The organism is Natronomonas amylolytica, assembly GCF_037031205.1.
In the GTDB taxonomy this organism is placed as follows: Archaea; Halobacteriota; Halobacteria; order Halobacteriales; family Haloarculaceae; genus Natronomonas; species Natronomonas amylolytica.
Window position 1 is genome coordinate 131,979 of sequence record NZ_JAYEZM010000004.1, and the last position, 16,917, is coordinate 148,895.

Genomic DNA, 16,917 nt, shown 5'->3' on the forward strand with positions numbered 1-16,917 from the left:
TTTTATGCCGAGCGACCGAATCCGAAGCATGCTCGAACTGCTCGGTCTCGCGTGGTCGGCGTGGAAACTCAGCGTCAAGCGACTCGGACCGGTCGGCGGCGTCGTCTTCGCGCTGGCAGTCGTCGTCGGGTTCGTCCTGTTTCGGGACTGGGTCGGCGAGCGCTACCCGAAGATCGGCAAGAAGGTCGACGACGCCGTCTAGGTCCGACGACCGCGTGACGGCCGTCTGACTGAACGTTTTGTGGTGGGCGGATAAAGGACGAGTGGCGTATGAGCGCCCGCAACCTGCTGCCCGTCGCGGCAGCCCTCACCGACCCCATCAGGCCCGCGTTGCCGCCGACGACGAAGGCCGGCCTGCTGGCGCGAGCGGCGGCCGTCTACCGGCGGTTCCACGCGCTGGTCCGATGAGGCCGGGGGTGAGCTACACCGCCATCGCTTCTTCGAGCGTAAAGCGTCCCTCGTAGAGGGCCGTGCCGACGACGACGGCGGCCGCACCCACCTCCTTCAGCGCGCGCACGTCATCCAGCGTCGAGACGCCGCCGCTGGCGACGACCGGGATATCGACCGCTTCGACCACTCGCTCGACGGGTTCGCGGCGGATGCCCTCCAGTTGCCCCTCGACGTCCACGTCGGTAAAGAGGATCGCGCCCGCACCCAGTTCCTCGTAGCGGGCGGCGGCCTCGGCGGGGTCCAGTCCCGTCCCCTCGGTCCACCCCGAAACGACGACTTCGCCGCCCTTTGCGTCGAGGCTGACTATCACGGTGCCGGGATACTCCTCGCTGATTTCGCCGACGATGTCGGGATTCTCGACCGCCGCAGTTCCGAGGATGACGCGGTCGACGCCCAACGCCAGCAGGCCCGTCGCGTCCTCGGCGGTCCGGATGCCGCCGCCCAACTGCACGTCGACGTCGACGGCGTCCAGTATCGCCTCGACGGCCGGTGCGTTCCCTCGCTCGCCCTCGAAGGCCCCGTCGAGGTCGACCAGATGGAGCGTCTCGGCGCCCGCGTCGACCCAGCGTTCGGCCGCCTCGACCGGGTCGCCGTACTCCGTGCCGGTGCCGCGCTCGCCGCCAACCAGCTGGACGACCTGTCCGTCCTGCATGTCGACGGCCGGAATCACTTCGAACTCCGGGAACATGTTCGAAGCGGGGCAGCGCCGCATCAAAAACCCACCCATTAGTCGCAAGCACGGCGCTTATCTGCCGCCCCATCGTTTCGCTCCGTATGGTGGAACTCTTGCTCGTCGTCGGTATCGTGGTCGCCGCGTTCGTCGGATACAACATCGGCGGCTCCTCGACGGCACCGGCCTTCGGGCCGGCGGTCGGGGCCGGCGTGCTCTCGAAGCTCCTCGCGGCCGCGCTCATGACGGTCTTCTTCTTCGTCGGTGGCTGGACCATCGGCCGGGAGGTCATCGAGACCCTCGGCGGTCGCATCGTCCCGAGCGCGCTCTTTACGCTCGAAGCCAGCATCGTCGTGCTGTTCTTCATCGGCTTTGCGCTGTTCATCTCCAATTCCTTCGGCGTCCCCGCCTCGACGTCGATGACCGCCGTCGGCTCCATCGCGGGCCTCGGGATGGCGACGGGGTCGCTCAACTGGGGCGTGATGGGCCGCATCGTCTCGTGGTGGATCGTCTCGCCCATCATCACCTTCTGGATCTGCGGCGTCATCGGCCGATATTTCTATCCCATGCTCAACGAGTGGATTGCCATCCCCGAATCCGACGGCAGCCCCTTCTCCGGGGACGCGACCCGTCGGGAGATGGTCGGCGCCGTCGTCGTCATCGCCATCGGCTGTCTGATGGCCTTTTCGGCGGGCGCCTCCAACGCCGCCAACGCCGTCGCGCCGCTCGTCGGCAGCGGCGAACTCTCGATGAACATCGCCATCCTGCTGGCGGTGGGAGCGGTCGGCGTCGGCGCCTTCACCATCGCTCGGAAGACGCTGGATACGATGGGCAACGACCTGACGGACCTGCCGCTGACCGCCGCCATCGTCGTGGCCGTCGTCTCCTCAACGGCGACGGCGGCGCTGGCGGCCATCGGCATCCCCGCGAGTTTCGTCATCATCGCGACGATGAGTATCGTCGGTCTCGGGTGGGGGCGGGCGACCCGGACGACGACCGCCCGCGATGCGGTTCGCGGGGAGGGCGCCAACGTCTCGGTCGGGGCCCTCGCGGCCGACGAGGCCGCAACCGTCGGCGACGCCGAAAAGCGCGGCAAGAACGCCCCGCCAATCGGCGAGGAGGAGCCCGACGACATCCCCGCGGCCTCGGACCTCTTCGACCCCGAAACCACGGGCCGGGTCATCCTGATGCAGAACTTCGTCCCCACGCTGGCGACCGCTGGCGCGTTTCTGGTCTTCCGGTTCTTCCCGTTCTGAAGCGCTGTTCGCGGATTCCGTGTTCGGTCGCCCTCGCGGTCGTTTGCGATGTTTTCCCCGACCGTTCGGCGGATGCTTCTCACGTCGTCGGGAGAAAGTGCACAATCGTTCGTGTACGGAGGGTGCACTGGCTGTAACAGCAACCTTCAACACACAGGGGCGTGAACTCACGTGTTGATGCCCACGGTAGAATACCTCAACTACGAAGTACTGGACGACCACGGGATGGACATGGACGACGACGACCTCTTCGAGCAGGCCGCTGACGCGGGCCTCGACGGAGAGGACTACGGGACCCTCGACGTCGCCGAGGGCGAGTACATCCTCGAGGCGGCCGAGGCCCAGGGCTACGACTGGCCCTTCTCGTGCCGTGCCGGTGCCTGTGCGAACTGCGCCGCCATCATCAAAGAGGGCGAAATCGAGATGGACATGCAGCAGATCCTCTCGGACGAGGAAGTCGAGGAGAAGGGCGTCCGCCTGACCTGTATCGGTAGCCCCGCTGCCGACACGGTCAAAATCGTCTACAACGCCAAGCACCTCGACTACCTGCAGAACCGCGTCATCTAAGCCGATTTCCCCGCGTCCGACGACTGCGGTATCGCCGGAATCATGGCGAATGTGGTTCTGGCAGATTTTGCGTGCAGAGGCGTTTAAACGCCGACTTCTCTCGATTCTGTGCGATGACGGAACACGCCCGTAGCACGGGGACCGTATAACCGACGACGATATCAGCCTGCGCAAGCCCTTTGCGTATCCTCCACCATTATTCATGTATGACCAACGATGACGACAGCCGTCGACAGGGCGTCGAGTTCGGGCCGCTGGCCGAGGCCCTCGAAGACGCCGAGTACCCGATGACCGGAGCGGAACTGCTGGAAACTCATGGGGACCGCGAACTCGAACTCGAGGACGGAACCGAGACGCTCCAGGCCGTGCTCGAACCACAGGGTGAAATGACGTTCGAGTCCGCTGAAGACGTCAAACAGAACGTCGTCGGGATGGTCGGCGACGGGGCTATCGGCCGGAAGCGCTACTCCGACCGCGGGGGAGAGACGAAAGCGCAGGAAGAAGCCGACGACGAATCAGTATAGCCGCCCCACGGGCCGCATCGAACGGCTGTCTCGCAGGTCGGCAGTCGAGACGGGAGCGACGACGGCGAGTATCGACAGGCCTAGTGGCGTGCTTCCAGCGCCGCCAGAAGCGTCGCCGTCTCGATTATCTCGGCGAACTCCCCCGAGAGTTGCGCCAGCGCGATGCGGTGGTTCTGTTCGGCCGCATAGCGCGTCCCGTTCAACTCCCGGTCGTGGGTGACGCAGGCGTCGCCGACGACGAACGGCTCGAAGCCGAGGTTCTCCGCCATCCGCGTCGTCGTCGAGACGCAGTGGTCGGTCGTGAAGCCGACGAAGACCGGCCGCCGAACCCCCGCCCCCCGGAGCCGCATCTCGAGGTCCGTCCCGATGAACGCACTGTTTACCTCCTTGGTGATGACGGGTTCGCCGTCTGCCGGTTCCGCCTCGGGCTTGAACGCGTTGCCGGGCCGGTCGGGCCGGAGCGGCGACCCGCGCTCCGTCGAATCGTGCTTGACGTGAAACACGGGGAGGTCGGCCTCGCGGAACGCCGCGATGAGTTCCCCGATGTGGCGTTCGGCGTCGGGATTGTTCCGGTCGCCCCATCGCTCGTCGTCGAACCCCTGCTGGACGTCGATGGGCACCAGCGCGACCCGCTCGAGGTCGAGCGTCTCGTAATCCCGGTACGGCATCTACCGACAGGTACCCGAGCGGCGGGGATATAGCTTCCCTCTCCGGCGGTATCTCCGAACGAGTGGACGTCCGTCCACCGACGCCGTTCGGCCGGCTGGAAGCCGGGCGTTTATATACTCGCTCGCCGCAGGACGGCGTGTGTCCTCGCCCGTCTTCGGTATCGCGACCGGTCCCGACCTCCTGCGGTTGCTCGCGGTACCCGTCTTCGCGTGGGCGGCCTACCGCGACGTTCGGACGCGTCGGGTCCCGAACCGGACGTGGGCGCCGCTTCTGGTCGTCGGCTTTCTCGCGCTCGTCTGGGACGCGTGGCTCGCGACGGGCCTTTCGGCCTACGAACAGCAGTTCTTCGTGATTCGGGTCGTCCTCTCGTTGGGACTCGTCGCCCCCCTCGGCTACGTCTTCTGGCGACTCGGCGGCTTCGGCGGCGCCGACGCCAAGGCCGTCATCACGCTGGCGGTGGTCGTCCCCGTCTATCCGACCTTCTACCTCGCCAGCGGCGCCTATCCCGCCACCATGCCGCCGCTCGGCGTCTTCTCGCTGACGGTGCTGTCGAATACGGTACTCGTCGGCCTCTTCTATCCCGTCGCGCTCGCGGTGCGGAACCTCCCGAACGGCGAACTCACGCCCGCGATGTTCATCGGCCGGCCGGTTGCCATCGACGACGTTCTGAGCGAGTACGGCCGCCTGCTGGAAACGGCCGACGGCTTCACCCGTCGTGGCCTCGATATCGACGCCCTCCGGATGTACCTGCGCTGGCGCGGCGTCTCCTTCGCTGAACTCCGTGGGAACCCCGACCGGTATCGGCACCCCTTGCCCACCGAGCGCAACGACCCCGGAGACGGCTCCATCGCCGCCGACGAGCGCGCGTTGACCGACGGCGGCGACGCCACCGTTGAGGCCCCGACGGCCGCCGTCCGGCCGCTCGACGAGTGGGGCGCCGAGCGCTTCCTCGACGACCACAGCGCCTACGGGACGACTCCCGAGCAGTTGCGCGATGGGCTGGAGACGCTCACCGCCCCCGACCGCGGGCAGGTCTGGATTACGCCCGGCATCCCGTTCATCGTCCCGATGTTCGTCGGCCTCGTCCTCGCATTCACGTTCGGCGACCTGCTGTTCGTGCTGATGCGGGTCGTGGGGTTGGCCTGAGCGGGCTGGAGGCGTCGCTTGTCGGTGCATCGACGGTTCGAAAGGGGAAAAGAGCGCGTAGGTTAGGCTTCGGCGGCGACTTCGGCGTCTTCTTCGAGGTCCTCCAGCGCCTTGACGACCTGGTCGCGGTAGATGCCGAGGTCGACGCCGTACTGGGTTTCGGACATCGCGTCGTACTCGCCCGTCCCATCGAACGTCTCGATGCGGTCGAGCGTTCGCTTTGCGGTCTCGACGACCCAGCGGTCGCGAGTGCCGGCGTCGACGACGGTGATGGACTCCGGCCGCAGCGAGACGTTCACCTCGCCGTCGTCGGTCTCGTAGGTCCGGGGCTTGCCGACGACGGCCACGTAGGCCGGCGTTTCGGCCTCCCGAAGCGCCGAGGCGGCTTCGGGCTGGTACTGGCCGGCGTAGGTGAAGAACGTGCCCGTCGGGTCGACGATGCGGCCGCGCCAGTACTCGGAGTCCTCGCCGACGTCCTCCGTCTCGGTGAGCGTCCCGACGATGAAGACGCGGTTGGCCCGCTCGCCCGTGGGAAGCAGCGAGTAGACGGGCGCGCGCTCGTCGTCGGATTCCTTGAACGTGTACGTTGCGTCGTTGAACTCGGCCGCGAAGGCGCGTCGGGCGACCTCGCGGGTGGGTGCGGATTCACTCATTACAGGGACCTCGCTTTGATCAGCACGCTTTCGGCATCGTCCGGTGCGCCCAGCGTCTCGATGTCGTCGGCCAGCACGTACCGGCCCATCGTCGGGCCGCGAACGCGGTAGTAGCGGCCGAGAACGGTCTCGCCCATCTCCTCGACGACGACTTCGGTGTCGAGGGCGTCCATCGCCATCTCCTGGGCTTCATCGAGCGTAATTCCGGTCAATTCCTCGGTGGATTCCTGATTGAAGATGACCTCGTGGACGGCCTCGCCGTCGTCGATGACGCCCTTGATACGGAGGTCGAACTCGCCTTCGACGTCGCCGTGTTCCGAACAGCGGCCGTTCTGAAGGACGCGCGTGCAGTCGTCCTCGGGACAGCGCTTGATGAGCCCCGAGCCCGACTGGATGTCCACCAGCGCGCCCTCGACTTCGTCGGCGTTGTCGCCGACCTCGATGTCCTCGTCGACCTCCTCGATGGTGGTCGTCGAGTTGAGCTTCACCGAGAAACTGCCCTCGTACTCGTCGGTGACGAGGTTACCGAGGCGGTAGACCGTCCCCTCTTCGAGTTCGGGGAGGTCGCTTTTCGCCCACTTGGTGAACTTGATGCGCCCGGTCTCGTCGCCCACGAGGCCGACCTGTGCGATGGAGTCCGCGCGTGGCTCCCACAAATCGACCACTTTGACGGTGAGGTCGAGCCACTCTTCGGGCGCGTCGATGTCCTCGACGTTCGCGGCCTCGCTGCCGCCGCCGGCCAGTTCCTCACGGTCCATGTCGGCCTCGTCGAGGTAGGTCGAAACCACGCTGCGGCGCGCTTCCTCGATGGGAACGCGGTATTCGGAGACCAGCGTCTCGAGGCGTGTTTCGATTTCGTCGACGCTCACATCGAGCGAGTCGGAGAACTGTTCGTGTATCTCGTCCGCGTGCTGTCGCAGGTCTGTCATGGTGTGTCCGTCTCCGCGTGTTTTCAGTGGGAGACGTACGCCGGTTGGTGCTTGATGATATAAAAGTCGTCGGTAGCGTAGTGAAAGTGAAAACCGGCCGGAGGCGAGTGGTTGGCCGTGGTATCTGCCCCGCCGCGGTCACACGCGGGGGGCCGACGGCTCTTTGTGGTCCGCGTTCCAAACGGCGCGTGTGAGCAACCGTCGTCGCCTCAAACGGCTCCTGCGGACGAAACTGCAGTCGGCGGGCCAGCAGTACGAGGAGGCCAAGAAGGCCTACAGCGGCGCCAAGACGGCGACCCTCGCGGGGCTGCCGACCGACGAGGAGGGCCGGGCGAGAATCGTCTGCCGCCGATACGCCGAGAAACGCGCCGTCTCCCTGGATGCGGAGGCCCGGCCGGCGTGTTTCGACGCCGACCATCAGGACTGCCGTGGCTGTATGGAGGACATCCGTGAGAACCGCATCGAAACGTGGTAGGCCGCCGTCGGCGTCCGGTCCAGTAACCGTTATTAGGAACGGGACGGTCGGCTTGCTGTAACCGCCCGATGGCTCGAACCGACCCCTTCCCCGTCGACCGCCCGCTGGCACTCGCCCGTCGTGGCCTCCGGCTGTTCGTCTATACGCTCGCCGTCGGTCTCGGGGTCGGCTTCAGCGTGCTGGTCCTCGTCGGAACCCTGCTGGCCGTGAGACAGGTGACCGACTCACGGACCCTCGGGAGCCTCGTCGCCCTCGTCGCCTTCGGACTGGCCATCGCGCTGCCGGTCTACTGGCTCGTGGTTCGGGAAACCGAGGACGAAGACGAGATGTGAGGGCAGACACTCCGCAGGCCGACCCGCGACCGCGGTCTTATATTACGCCCCTGTCCCTGGAGACGAGCATGAGCTATCTCGTCGCGTTCGACGGGACCGACCTTTCGAGCACCGCGCTCCGCCGGGCGGCGTCGTTCGCCGAGACGAACGGGGAACGCCTCGTCGTCGTGAGCGTCCTCCCGACAGACCGGTCGCTGGCCGAGCAGTACGGACTGGTCGAGGGCGACGAATACGACCCGGAGGCCGCCGCCGACCGCCTCCGGGAGACGGCCCTGGATATCGCTCCCGACGCCGAGTTCCGCGCCGAGCATATCGACCGCTATGCCGGCAAGGGACAGATCGCGACCAAGATACGGAGAGCGGCCCGACAGGAGGGAGCGGATGTCGTCTTCGTCGGCAGCAACAACGCCGGCCGCATCGTCAAACCCATCGCCAGCGTCGGCGATTCGGTCGCGGGCGGCCTCGAATACGACGTCTTCATCGTCCGGTCGGCGTGATCAGAAGTTCTCGATGATGTGCTGCTGGATGTTCCCGACCTGCCCGGGCTCGTAGGTCCACATCGCCTCCCAGATGTTCGGCCCCGTCTCGATGGCGACCAGCGCCGCCGGGTCGGCGTCGGACCCATCGGGCGTATACACGACGAACCACGACCGCTGGTACTCCTCGTCGGTGCCGGTGTGGATGTCGAGGCCGTCCCGCTCGTAGGTGATGTCCGGCAGACCGTAGATGTGGGTTTCGACGTCGCTTTCGGCCAAGCGTTTATAAACCGTCTCGGTTCCCCGCTCGTCTCGAATCCGGGAGAGTTCCTGAAACGCGACGTCGAGTCGGCCGCCGTCGGCCGTGAGCGCCCGGTTCTCGATGTACCGGGACATGACGATAAGCAGGAGTTTCTCCTTGTTCGATTTCGGGAAGCCACGGAGCGAGAAGACCATCTCGTCGAGGGCGGTCAGCACCTCGGGCGCCTCGTATTTATCGACGCCGCTCAGCCCCGTCCGGTAGAGGTCGGCGTTGACGTACAGCACCGCGTTCTGGAGCTTCTCGAGCGGCGAGGTGGCGACGACCTCCCCGTCTTCGAGGAGGACGACGACGTCGTCCGTCTCCTCGGGGAGTTCCCGTTCCTCGATGTCGACCGATAGCGCCCCGAAGGATTCCTCGAAGAGCCGCTGTACCGGCTCGGGCTGTCGACGATTGATGACGACGAGCGTCCGTTCCGGCAGGTCCCGCTCCGAAAGAAACCACCGAAGCGAGTCGGGTCCGTTCGCGTCCATTCGTTATGGAGGATAGGGCTGATGATATTTAAACGGCGGGCGAGAATTCACGGCCGAATCGAGTCGTATCAGACGCTCCGGGTCGACCCGCCGTCGACCGGCACCGCCGCGCCGTTGATGTAGGAGGCGCGCTCGCTGGCGAGCCACGCGACCGCCTCGCCGAGTTCCGCAGGGTCGCCGACTCGCTCCAGCGGGATGCCCTCCGACCAGTCGTCCAGTCCCGCCTCGTAGTCCGGATAATCGCCCCGTTCGACGCCCTGTTCGACCAGTTCCTCGATGCGGCTCGTCTCGTGGGCGCCCGGCATGACGGCGTTGACCCGCACGTCGGGAGCGAACTCGTGGGACAGCGTCTTCATCAGGCCGATGACGGCCCGCCGGACGGAGTTGGAGAGGACGAGGTCGTCGATGACCTCCTTGACCGACCGGGAGGTGATGTTGACGACGGTGCCGCCGCCGTCCTCCGAGAGGGTCGGCTGGGCGGCCCGGACGGTCCGGACGACGCTCATCACCAGCAGGTCGTAGGCGTCGTACCACTCCTCGTCGGTCGTCTCCGAGAAGGGCCCCGAGGGCGGGCCGCCGGCGCTGGTGACGACGTGGTCGAGGCCGCCGAACGTCTCGATGGTCTCCCCGACGAAGCCCTCCAGTGCCGCCTCGTCGGTGATGTCGGCCTCGACAGCGAGTACGTCGCCGTCGCCGAGTGATTCGAGTTGGGCCTCCGCCTCCGCGAGGCGGTCCGTATCCCGTCCACAGACCGCCACGTCACAGCCCGCACGCGCGAGCGCCTCCGCGCTTGCGAGCCCCAATCCTGCGGTTCCGGCCGTTACGAGCGCAGCGTTACCGTCGATTCCGAGGTCCATATCGGGAAATCGCCCGCCGGCAGTATAAAAGGGCTCCTCGCGGCAGCGTCGGCGTCACGTCGTCGGCGCGCGGCCTCTGTTACTCGCGGACCTGAACGGTCCCGTCGGTGGTGACGGTGACGGTGATATCCCGTCGGACCTCGCGGCCGTGGACGGCATCGCCGGCGGCGTCGCCGACCAGTTTCATCAACTCGGGGGCGGTCCGGTTTACCTTCACGCCCGCGTCGTCGCAGGCCGAATACACGCGGTTCGGCACGTCGTAGAGGTCGGTGCCGCCCTCGACGGTCAACTGGACGGGCGCCGACAGCGCGTCGGCGAAGGCCACCGTCTCGCGGGCCTTGGCGATGTTCTCGCGGGCGCTGGCCTCGATGCTTGAGACGTTCGCACGGGAGGTACCCAACTCCTCTGCGATGGTCGCCTGCTGGATGTCCTGCTCGCGGAGCGCGAGTACCTCGGCCTGCCGGCGGGTCAGAACGCTCTCGTCGGCGTCGAATCCGGCGCGGTCGAGCAGGTCGTCGACGTTCGGCAGGCTCATGGGTCGTATCCGGCGGCGGGTTCGAAGGTCGGTACAGGAGGACGGGACGGCACGGCTGGTTCAGTTGCCCCAGAAGTTCTCGCGACTGCCCAGTCGCTCACGTTCGAGTGCCTTCTGACGGTCGCTTTTCTCCTCGCCGTCCCCGGTATCGCCCTCGCTTTCGGTCTCGTCGGCATCCTCGGCGTCTGCCTCCTCGTCGTCCGCCTCCTCTTCCTCGTCAGGAATCTTCTCGACGATGTCGGCGCGGGCGTGGCTCGATCGGACCTCGGTAATCCGCACCTTCGCGCGGACGGGCGGCAGCAGGCCGTCGACCATGACGATGAAGCCGTCCTCGGTCTTGCCGACGCCGGCGCCGGACTCGTGGATGTCCTCGACGTCGACGACGACCGTCTCGCCCATCTTCACGGGCTGTTGTTTCAGGTCGCGGATGGGCTGGTTGTAGTGAGAACACCACTCGGCACCGCCGCGGTCGCCGTAGTGCTGGCATCCCATGCCCTCGATGCGTTCGGAGAACTGCGGGCAATCGTCCGCGAGTGGGCAGTCCGGCATACGGTTGGCTTGCCCCGCTGTCGATTAAACGCTTGCGGGTCGGACACGTCCGCCGCCAACGCCAGCGCTTTGCCGGTCGACGCCCAACCTGTGGGTAGATGAGTCGTCGCGTCCCCGAGGCCGCCCCACTCGTCGGCCTCGTCCTCGCCTTCACCTTCGCGCTGTTCGGCCTCCTCTTCTCGTCGAACCACCTCGGCACCCTGCTGGTCAGCGCGCTCGTTTTCTATCCCTTCGTCGCCTTCGGTATCGTCCGCTCGGCGGACCCCACGAACGTCTTCGTCCCGGATTACGTCCTCGCCGCCGGGTTCCTCGGGAGCGCGCCCATCCTCCTCTACGGCATCGCCATCGGGCAAGCCCTTTTCGGTGCGCTCGTCGCGCTCGTCGTCGGCGTCCCGCCGACCCTGTATCACGCCCGGTTCGGCGAGTCGGTCAACCCGCTGTCGCCCGACCAAACCCTCGCCGCAGGCCTGCTCGGGGCTGCCGGCCTGCTGGCCTACGCCGCGGTGTCGAGCCTGCTCGTCGGGTCGGCGTCAGCCGCCATCCTCGGGGCTGCGGCGGTCGATTATCGGCGCCAGCGGGGCGGCCCAATCGAGCGCCGCACCCGAACTATCGCGCTCGTGGGCTGTCTCGGCGGCGGCCTCCTCGCCTTCGGCGTACTGGCGGCAACCGGCCGGCCGACCGAGGGACTGGCCGCCGGGGGCGTGCTGGTCGTCATCGGCGCGTTCGTCGCCTTCGGCGCCGAATCCGCCTAACCGAGGTACCGCGCCAGCAGTTTCCGGTCCAGCAGGTCCAGCACGATGACGACCAGTCCCGCGATGCCGACCTGTGCGGTGACCGGCAGGTTCGTGAACAGCCCCAGTAGAACCAGTTGTCCGAAGAGGAGGATGCCACCGAGTTCGAGGCGGTCGACGGCGTCGACCAGATTCAGGTCCTCGTGGAGGTCGACCCGCGCCGGGATGCGGTTGTCGCTCCCGATGCCGAAAAGCCCCAACAGCGGCGGCTTGTCGCTTCCCATAGGAGCCGTACCGCTGGGGATATAAAAGGGATACTGGCCACTGCAAACGTTCGACTCGCATCGTAGCTGTTCGAGGACCAAGCTATCTCCTTGTGGCACGTAGTAGACCTATGGCTTCCGTCCGAACCGGCGACATCGATACGTACTACGAACGCAACGGCGAGGGGCCGGCCATCGTCTTCGTTCACGGCGCGATTCTCGATTCCGCCGCCTGGCTCGAGCAGGCCGACGCCCTCAGCGATGAGTACACTACTGTTACCTACGATGTCCGGGGGCACGGACGAACCGGCGGTTCCGACCGCAACGTCTACTCCGTCGAACTCCTCGCCGACGACCTCCATGCCCTCGTCGAGGCCCTGGACCTCGACCGGCCAGTCATCTGCGGGCTCTCGCTCGGCGGCTGTATCGCGCAGGTCTACGCGACGAAATACCCCGAAAGCCTCTCGGGTCTCGTGCTCGCGGACACGTTCACGCCACCCTACTTCAGCCGCAGGGAGCGCTTCCAGCGGTCGACGTCCATGCGGGGAATCATTCCCATCGTTCGGCTGGTCGGCTACGAGCGCGTCGAGGAACTGATGGTCTGGGTGAACGAGCGCGTCCACGGCGAGGGCGTCAGCGGCGAATACGGCCGCGTCGAAGCACTGCGCGAGGAGGGCCCGCCGATGGCAACAGCCGAGTTCGCCAAGGTCATCCGCGCGCTCGCGTCGTTTCACGAAACCAACGTCGAACACGCTGCCATCGCCGTCCCGACGCTGGTCCTCTACGGCGAGAACGAGCCGCCATTTATAAAACAGCATGCGATTGCACTGGCCGAAACCGTCCCCGACGTGACGGTACAGGCCGTTCCCGACGCCGGCCACGCCTCGAATCTCGATAATCCCCCGTTCTTCACTAACTCAGTGCGAGCGTTCCTCAAAAATCAGGTGCTCGCGGCGTAGGAGTATTTAGATAAATTCGCCGATTACGCCAGCGGCGTCCGTTCGACGACCGTCCCGTCGTAAGTCGGATACTGCTCGACGATTTCGCCGTCTTCGACGTCGCCGTCCTCGACCATCTCCTCGAGGAGCCACCACGCCAACTCGACGTGGTCGGATTTGACGGTGTAGAACTCCTCGGGGACGCCCAACTCCTCGAGGCGCTTCTCGGTCACCCACGTCTTCCCGTAGACGATGGTGCCGTCGTCGGTAATCTCGTCGAACTCTCGCTGGATGTTCCGGGCCATTCGCTTGAGACGGGAGCGATGCTGGGCGGCGTCCTTGAAGACGCTCGTACAGAAGTAGACCTTCTCGTGGGAACCCATCTCCTCCAGGATGGCGTCGTCCTTCGACCCCTCGACGGCCGACATGTGGTCTTCCTGCAGTTCGAAGCCCTCCTCCTGCATCCGGCGGTAGTTCCCGTCGGACATCTCGAACTCGTTGATGTTGCAGAAGTCGGCGGCGCCCTCGTCGAGGAACTCGAGGAACTCCGGTTCCGCGCGGATGCCCGGAATCTCGAAGGCCGGCGTCAGGCCTTCCTCGCGGGCGATATAGAGGATGTCCTCCCACTCGGTGCCGTGCATGTCGCCCCACAGCTCCAGCGGCGGGTGGAAGCGAATCTCGTCGAGGCCGGCCTCGGCGAGGCGGCGCATGTTCTCGCGGCCGCCCGTGATGCCGGTATAGAGGTGGATGTGGTGGTCCTCGCCGAACTCGTCTTTGAGGAGTTCGATGTATCGACAGGTCTTCTCCATGGCTTCCTGCGGTTCGCCGCCGGTAATCGAGGAGCCGAGTGCGTCCATGCGCTTTGCCTCCTCGATTATCTCCTCGTCGTTCTCGATGGGCCGCTCGTTGGCGTAGGTCTGGGTGACGTTCTTGCGGTTCTCGCCCAGCGGGCAGTAGAAACAGTCACGCTGGTCGCAGTACCCGTAGACGAAGAGTACCATCTTGCCCCCCACGGCGCACTGTTCACAGCCCTTCGAAATCATTCGTTATCCCTGTTTATCCGTCGAACGGGAAAAGTCGTGCGTTGTGGATTTCTGAACGGCGATTCGCCGCGCTTCCTTATAAACGGAGCTCGCGTGAGGCGTGATACCGTCCTAGCCAACGAACTCATGACTGCGAATCACGTTCCTACACACGATGAAGGAGACGCGACGCGAGTTCCTTGCCGCGGCCGGCCTCGCCGGTGCGGCGGGGTTGGCTGGTTGCACCGGACAACTCACCGCCGAGGGGGCGGCCTTCGGCGCGGCCGAGGCGAGTCTGTCGGCGAGCGTCCAAAGCGAGACGGGCTACTCCCACCACCGGACGGTCGAGGACACACGAACCCGGCAGTTCAGTCGGTTCGGCATCTCCCGGACCGTCGAGGTAACGAGTTCCATCTCGGAGTACGACCGGGCCATCGAACTCGGCTTCCTCGGGACGCGGATTCAGGCGGCCATCTTCGCGACGCTATCGACGCCGACGATAACGATTCTCGGCCGCGATTTCAATCCCGTCGCGGAGATGGACGCCGCCGCCATCGCGGGCATGATTCAACAGCGGTACGACAACATCCGGAACCTACAGGAAGACGCCAGTTTCGAGACCGAGGTCGCGGGGGAGACGACGGCAGTGACGCGGTTTACGGCCGACGCACGCCTCGTCGAAATCGGGCAGGGCGTCGAGATCTACCTCTACGTTAGCGAACCGGTCGAGGTCGGCGAGGATTTCGTCGTGACGCTTGCGGGGCATCCGACGGCGTTCGGCCGAAACGAGGAGACCGTTCGGACCCTGATGGGCGGCGTCACGCACGAGTAACAGGAATTTACGCGGTTGGAGAAGCATCCGCGAGGGAGCGAAGCGACCGAGCGGTTCTCCGCGCCGACCGAAGGGAGGCGCGGGTTGCGGGCGGAGCCCGCAACCGAATGGTCGTGGGGGGGGGGGGGCGGGGCCCCCGCGGGCCCCGCCCCCCGGGAGGGGGGGGGGGCGGGGGGGTTTCATCGAAGTGGTTCGAGAGTCGCCTCCGGCGACTCTCGTCATCCAGCGAATCGCCGAGGGCGATTCACGTGGGTTTTTGCCGGCGGCGAGCGACCGGCAAAAAGTTCGACGGAAGGAACTTAAGCGCCCGCGTGAAAAGGAGTGACAACGAGCGATGCTGCTCATCCTCTGTGTCGACCTCGACGACGACCTCGGCCGGAAGACGGAGTTCGATACCCCCGTCGTCGGCCGCGATAACGTCGAGGCGGCCGCCGTCGCCCTCGCGAACGCCGACCCCGAGGACTCCGACGTCAACGTCTGCTTTCAGGGCGTCCACCTCCACGACGCCATCGACGACGAAAGCGTCGAGGTCGCGGTCGTCACGGGCACGGCGAAGGCCGACGTCTCCGCGAACCGGAAGGTCGGCGAGGAGGTCGACACCGTGCTGGCCTCGCTGTCGACCGGCGAGGACGTCCGGGCGCTGGTGGTCACCGACGGCGCACAGGACGAATCCGTCCTGCCGGTCATCCGCTCGCGGGTGCCCATCGACGCCGTCCGCCGGGTCGTCGTCCGGCAGGCACAGGACCTCGAATCGATGTACTACACCTTCAAGCAGGTGCTGGCGGACCCCGAGACCCGCGGGACCATCCTCATCCCACTCGGGATTCTCCTGCTCATCTATCCGGTGGCCATCGTCGCCGACATCATCGGCCTGCCGGGGTCGACGCTGGGGGTCGTCTCCGCGCTCATCGGCCTGTACGTCCTCTTTCGCGGCCTCGGCCTCGAGGACGCCATCGACAGCGCACTCGAACGCGTCCGCGTCGGACTGTTCTCGGGGCGGGCCCAGCTCATCACCTACGTCGTCGCGGCGGCGCTCATGGTCGTCGGCGGCGTCGGCGGTCTCGACACTGTCGACCGGATGGGCGACCCCCGACCGCTCTCGGCGGTCGCCGGCTTCGTCTTCGGCGCCGTTCAGTGGGTCGCCGCCGCGGGCATCGTCGCCGCCCTTGGCCGCATCACCGACGAGTATCTGGCCGGCAACTTCCGGTGGCGCTACCTCAACGCGCCCTTCTACGTGGTCGCTATCGCCATCGTCCTCCACGGACTGAGTGCCTTCTTCCTCGACGTCGAGTCGGTCGGCCTCTCGTATCTCGCGGCGACGCTGACCGCTGGCACGCTGCTGGGGCTGGCCAGCACGCTCGCCTTCGCCGTCGCCGAACAGCGGTTCTCGCCGACCGGCGACTCCGAGTCGGAATCGGAACTAATCGGCTGAGCGTTACCGCACCGCCAGCCCCACGACGCCCGGCAGCCCCAGCGAGCGGTGCCGCCAGCCGTCACCCGCGTCCGCGAAGAACGTTCCGTCCTCGGTGACCGCATAGGTCGCCTCGTCGTAGGCCACGTCCGCGATCCGGCCGCCGACCGGGAGGTCGACCGGCACCCAGTCGTCGCCGGCGCCGCTCTCGGTACCGCCGTCCGTCCGTTCGAACAGTCCGTCAGCGGTCGCGGCGTGCGCACGGTCGTCGCCGGCCGCGACGACGAGGAAGGCTCCCTCCCGGGCCTGCATCCAGCCGTTGGCGAGGTAGTAGAGTCCCGCGTCGGTCGCCGCCAGCAGGTCGCCGTCCGCGGCCACGTCGTTGGCCCCATCGAGGCCGACCGACGTGCCGTCGGTCCGGTAGACGCCATCGGCCGCGGCGACGAGGCCGCCGGAGATGGCCCGGACGTCCTCGATGTCGGCGATGGGCTCCCAGCCGTCATCGTAGCGGGCGAGTCGGCCGTCGCCGGCCGCCAGCAGGTCGCCGTCGAAGCCGACCGCGGTGGCGGGGCCGAAGCCGGTTTCGGCGAAGCCGTCGGCGGTCTCCAGAAGTACGTCCTCGGGCGTCGCGACCGCAAGGCGGTCGTCGGCCGCCACGTCGACGGTCTCGCCGCGGTAGTCGAGGCTGAACTCGCCGACGATGTCGTCGGAGACGTTCACGCGCGCGAGGCCGGCGCTCGTCGCCACGTAGGTCGTCGTCGCCCCCGACTTCTCGTCGTAGACCCGCTTTTCGTCGATGGTGATGTCCTCGTCGGTCATGTGTGTAGACGGGGCGGCATC

General features: G+C 66.6%; 24 protein-coding genes. 13 read left to right on the forward strand and 11 right to left on the reverse strand.

Features of this window, described 5'->3' with window-relative positions:
* The first annotated feature begins 28 nt into the window (after positions 1-28).
* Both U5914_RS06305 and U5914_RS06310 read left to right on the forward strand, forming a co-directional pair.
* A complete protein-coding gene (locus U5914_RS06305) occupies positions 29-202 on the forward strand; it encodes a hypothetical protein (protein ID WP_336134910.1) in 174 nt (57 codons plus the stop codon).
* Between the two features lie 68 nt (positions 203-270).
* Positions 271-408 carry a hypothetical protein gene (locus U5914_RS06310; RefSeq protein ID WP_336134911.1) on the forward strand — a complete coding sequence of 46 codons (138 nt, stop codon included), beginning with the start codon at positions 271-273 and terminating at the stop codon, positions 406-408.
* Positions 409-421: 13 nt separating this feature from the next.
* Here U5914_RS06310 and hisA read toward each other — a convergent pair whose 3' ends face one another.
* On the reverse strand, positions 422-1,138 hold the full coding sequence (hisA, locus tag U5914_RS06315; RefSeq protein ID WP_336134912.1) for a 1-(5-phosphoribosyl)-5-[(5-phosphoribosylamino)methylideneamino]imidazole-4-carboxamide isomerase: 717 nt from the start codon (positions 1,136-1,138) through the stop codon (positions 422-424).
* Between the two features lie 86 nt (positions 1,139-1,224).
* Between hisA and U5914_RS06320 the strand changes: the two genes are divergently transcribed.
* The 3 genes from U5914_RS06320 (at position 1,225) to U5914_RS06330 (ending at position 3,467) form a co-directional block, all read left to right on the forward strand.
* Entirely contained in the window at positions 1,225-2,376 is a 1,152-nt protein-coding gene (locus U5914_RS06320) for an inorganic phosphate transporter (RefSeq protein WP_336134913.1), read from the forward strand.
* A gap of 177 nt (positions 2,377-2,553) precedes the next feature.
* The gene (gene fer, locus U5914_RS06325) at positions 2,554-2,943 is read left to right on the forward strand and encodes a ferredoxin Fer (protein WP_336134914.1); all 390 of its coding nucleotides are present in this window, start codon (positions 2,554-2,556) and stop codon (positions 2,941-2,943) included.
* 206 nt (positions 2,944-3,149) lie between these two features.
* Positions 3,150-3,467: a DUF5789 family protein gene (locus U5914_RS06330; protein WP_336134915.1), complete on the forward strand. Its 318-nt coding sequence runs from the start codon at positions 3,150-3,152 to the stop codon at positions 3,465-3,467.
* Positions 3,468-3,547: 80 nt separating this feature from the next.
* Here U5914_RS06330 and U5914_RS06335 read toward each other — a convergent pair whose 3' ends face one another.
* A complete protein-coding gene (locus U5914_RS06335; RefSeq protein ID WP_336134916.1) occupies positions 3,548-4,135 on the reverse strand; it encodes a cysteine hydrolase family protein in 588 nt (195 codons plus the stop codon).
* A 139-nt stretch (positions 4,136-4,274) separates the two neighbouring features.
* Between U5914_RS06335 and U5914_RS06340 the strand changes: the two genes are divergently transcribed.
* A complete protein-coding gene (locus U5914_RS06340) occupies positions 4,275-5,282 on the forward strand; it encodes an A24 family peptidase (protein ID WP_336134917.1) in 1,008 nt (335 codons plus the stop codon).
* Positions 5,283-5,344: 62 nt separating this feature from the next.
* On the opposite strand, the gene U5914_RS06345 is transcribed toward U5914_RS06340, so the two are convergent.
* Both U5914_RS06345 and U5914_RS06350 read right to left on the reverse strand, forming a co-directional pair.
* Positions 5,345-5,935, reverse strand: coding sequence for an RPA family protein (locus U5914_RS06345; RefSeq protein ID WP_336134918.1), 591 nt, complete (start codon positions 5,933-5,935; stop codon positions 5,345-5,347).
* A complete protein-coding gene (locus U5914_RS06350; protein ID WP_336134919.1) occupies positions 5,935-6,864 on the reverse strand; it encodes a replication factor A in 930 nt (309 codons plus the stop codon). Before U5914_RS06350 ends, U5914_RS06345 begins: the two co-directional genes overlap by 1 nt.
* A gap of 190 nt (positions 6,865-7,054) precedes the next feature.
* Here U5914_RS06350 and U5914_RS06355 point away from each other — a divergent pair, with 190 nt between their 5' ends.
* The 3 genes from U5914_RS06355 to U5914_RS06365 all read left to right on the forward strand — a co-directional run bounded on the left by U5914_RS06355 (position 7,055) and on the right by U5914_RS06365 (position 8,168).
* Entirely contained in the window at positions 7,055-7,339 is a 285-nt protein-coding gene (locus tag U5914_RS06355) for a DUF7091 family protein (protein ID WP_336134920.1), read from the forward strand.
* 68 nt (positions 7,340-7,407) lie between these two features.
* A complete protein-coding gene (locus U5914_RS06360) occupies positions 7,408-7,671 on the forward strand; it encodes a hypothetical protein (protein WP_336134921.1) in 264 nt (87 codons plus the stop codon).
* A gap of 68 nt (positions 7,672-7,739) precedes the next feature.
* Positions 7,740-8,168: a universal stress protein gene (locus tag U5914_RS06365; RefSeq protein ID WP_336134922.1), complete on the forward strand. Its 429-nt coding sequence runs from the start codon at positions 7,740-7,742 to the stop codon at positions 8,166-8,168.
* On the opposite strand, the gene U5914_RS06370 is transcribed toward U5914_RS06365, so the two are convergent.
* From U5914_RS06370 to U5914_RS06385, 4 genes are all read right to left on the reverse strand, one after another.
* Entirely contained in the window at positions 8,169-8,939 is a 771-nt protein-coding gene (locus U5914_RS06370) for a DICT sensory domain-containing protein (RefSeq protein WP_336134923.1), read from the reverse strand.
* Between the two features lie 68 nt (positions 8,940-9,007).
* Complete coding sequence (locus tag U5914_RS06375; RefSeq protein WP_336134924.1) at positions 9,008-9,796, reverse strand: SDR family oxidoreductase; 789 nt, start codon at positions 9,794-9,796, stop codon at positions 9,008-9,010.
* A 79-nt stretch (positions 9,797-9,875) separates the two neighbouring features.
* Positions 9,876-10,331 (reverse strand): Tfx family DNA-binding protein, encoded by a 456-nt coding sequence (locus U5914_RS06380; protein ID WP_336134925.1) that lies wholly within the window; start codon positions 10,329-10,331, stop codon positions 9,876-9,878.
* Between the two features lie 60 nt (positions 10,332-10,391).
* Entirely contained in the window at positions 10,392-10,880 is a 489-nt protein-coding gene (locus U5914_RS06385; protein WP_336134926.1) for a TRAM domain-containing protein, read from the reverse strand.
* Positions 10,881-10,978: 98 nt separating this feature from the next.
* Between U5914_RS06385 and U5914_RS06390 the strand changes: the two genes are divergently transcribed.
* Positions 10,979-11,632, forward strand: a complete 654-nt coding sequence (locus U5914_RS06390) for a hypothetical protein (protein WP_336134927.1) — start codon at positions 10,979-10,981, stop codon at positions 11,630-11,632.
* Here the strand turns inward: U5914_RS06390 and U5914_RS06395 are convergent.
* Positions 11,629-11,895: a hypothetical protein gene (locus U5914_RS06395; RefSeq protein ID WP_336134928.1), complete on the reverse strand. Its 267-nt coding sequence runs from the start codon at positions 11,893-11,895 to the stop codon at positions 11,629-11,631. The genes U5914_RS06390 and U5914_RS06395 overlap by 4 nt on opposite strands.
* Before the next feature lie 110 nt (positions 11,896-12,005).
* Between U5914_RS06395 and U5914_RS06400 the strand changes: the two genes are divergently transcribed.
* Positions 12,006-12,833: an alpha/beta fold hydrolase gene (locus tag U5914_RS06400; RefSeq protein ID WP_336134929.1), complete on the forward strand. Its 828-nt coding sequence runs from the start codon at positions 12,006-12,008 to the stop codon at positions 12,831-12,833.
* Positions 12,834-12,856: 23 nt separating this feature from the next.
* Here the strand turns inward: U5914_RS06400 and U5914_RS06405 are convergent, their stop codons facing one another.
* Positions 12,857-13,855, reverse strand: coding sequence for a radical SAM protein (locus tag U5914_RS06405; RefSeq protein WP_336134930.1), 999 nt, complete (start codon positions 13,853-13,855; stop codon positions 12,857-12,859).
* A gap of 154 nt (positions 13,856-14,009) precedes the next feature.
* Here U5914_RS06405 and U5914_RS06410 point away from each other — a divergent pair, with 154 nt between their 5' ends.
* Together U5914_RS06410 and U5914_RS06415 are read left to right on the forward strand one after the other, a co-directional pair.
* On the forward strand, positions 14,010-14,666 hold the full coding sequence (locus tag U5914_RS06410) for a DUF6517 family protein (RefSeq protein ID WP_336134931.1): 657 nt from the start codon (positions 14,010-14,012) through the stop codon (positions 14,664-14,666).
* A gap of 334 nt (positions 14,667-15,000) precedes the next feature.
* A complete protein-coding gene (locus tag U5914_RS06415; protein ID WP_336134932.1) occupies positions 15,001-16,098 on the forward strand; it encodes a DUF373 family protein in 1,098 nt (365 codons plus the stop codon).
* A 3-nt stretch (positions 16,099-16,101) separates the two neighbouring features.
* Here U5914_RS06415 and U5914_RS06420 read toward each other — a convergent pair whose 3' ends face one another.
* On the reverse strand, positions 16,102-16,896 hold the full coding sequence (locus U5914_RS06420; RefSeq protein WP_336134933.1) for an HVO_0234 family beta-propeller protein: 795 nt from the start codon (positions 16,894-16,896) through the stop codon (positions 16,102-16,104).
* Positions 16,897-16,917 lie beyond the last annotated feature (21 nt).

Excerpts from the sequence above, each read along its gene's own strand:
- U5914_RS06305 (WP_336134910.1), top strand. The coding sequence starts at position 29 with ATGCTCGAACTGCTCGGTCTCGCGTGGTCGGCGTGGAAACTCAGCGTC.
- U5914_RS06310 (WP_336134911.1), top strand. The coding sequence starts at position 271 with ATGAGCGCCCGCAACCTGCTGCCCGTCGCGGCAGCCCTCACCGACCCC.
- hisA (WP_336134912.1), bottom strand. The coding sequence starts at position 1,138 with ATGTTCCCGGAGTTCGAAGTGATTCCGGCCGTCGACATGCAGGACGGA.
- U5914_RS06320 (WP_336134913.1), top strand. The coding sequence starts at position 1,225 with ATGGTGGAACTCTTGCTCGTCGTCGGTATCGTGGTCGCCGCGTTCGTC.
- fer (WP_336134914.1), top strand. The coding sequence starts at position 2,554 with ATGCCCACGGTAGAATACCTCAACTACGAAGTACTGGACGACCACGGG.
- U5914_RS06330 (WP_336134915.1), top strand. The coding sequence starts at position 3,150 with ATGACCAACGATGACGACAGCCGTCGACAGGGCGTCGAGTTCGGGCCG.
- U5914_RS06335 (WP_336134916.1), bottom strand. The coding sequence starts at position 4,135 with ATGCCGTACCGGGATTACGAGACGCTCGACCTCGAGCGGGTCGCGCTG.
- U5914_RS06345 (WP_336134918.1), bottom strand. The coding sequence starts at position 5,935 with ATGAGTGAATCCGCACCCACCCGCGAGGTCGCCCGACGCGCCTTCGCG.
- U5914_RS06350 (WP_336134919.1), bottom strand. The coding sequence starts at position 6,864 with ATGACAGACCTGCGACAGCACGCGGACGAGATACACGAACAGTTCTCC.
- U5914_RS06360 (WP_336134921.1), top strand. The coding sequence starts at position 7,408 with ATGGCTCGAACCGACCCCTTCCCCGTCGACCGCCCGCTGGCACTCGCC.
- U5914_RS06365 (WP_336134922.1), top strand. The coding sequence starts at position 7,740 with ATGAGCTATCTCGTCGCGTTCGACGGGACCGACCTTTCGAGCACCGCG.
- U5914_RS06370 (WP_336134923.1), bottom strand. The coding sequence starts at position 8,939 with ATGGACGCGAACGGACCCGACTCGCTTCGGTGGTTTCTTTCGGAGCGG.
- U5914_RS06375 (WP_336134924.1), bottom strand. The coding sequence starts at position 9,796 with ATGGACCTCGGAATCGACGGTAACGCTGCGCTCGTAACGGCCGGAACC.
- U5914_RS06380 (WP_336134925.1), bottom strand. The coding sequence starts at position 10,331 with ATGAGCCTGCCGAACGTCGACGACCTGCTCGACCGCGCCGGATTCGAC.
- U5914_RS06385 (WP_336134926.1), bottom strand. The coding sequence starts at position 10,880 with ATGCCGGACTGCCCACTCGCGGACGATTGCCCGCAGTTCTCCGAACGC.
- U5914_RS06390 (WP_336134927.1), top strand. The coding sequence starts at position 10,979 with ATGAGTCGTCGCGTCCCCGAGGCCGCCCCACTCGTCGGCCTCGTCCTC.
- U5914_RS06395 (WP_336134928.1), bottom strand. The coding sequence starts at position 11,895 with ATGGGAAGCGACAAGCCGCCGCTGTTGGGGCTTTTCGGCATCGGGAGC.
- U5914_RS06400 (WP_336134929.1), top strand. The coding sequence starts at position 12,006 with ATGGCTTCCGTCCGAACCGGCGACATCGATACGTACTACGAACGCAAC.
- U5914_RS06405 (WP_336134930.1), bottom strand. The coding sequence starts at position 13,855 with ATGATTTCGAAGGGCTGTGAACAGTGCGCCGTGGGGGGCAAGATGGTA.
- U5914_RS06410 (WP_336134931.1), top strand. The coding sequence starts at position 14,010 with ATGAAGGAGACGCGACGCGAGTTCCTTGCCGCGGCCGGCCTCGCCGGT.
- U5914_RS06415 (WP_336134932.1), top strand. The coding sequence starts at position 15,001 with ATGCTGCTCATCCTCTGTGTCGACCTCGACGACGACCTCGGCCGGAAG.
- U5914_RS06420 (WP_336134933.1), bottom strand. The coding sequence starts at position 16,896 with ATGACCGACGAGGACATCACCATCGACGAAAAGCGGGTCTACGACGAG.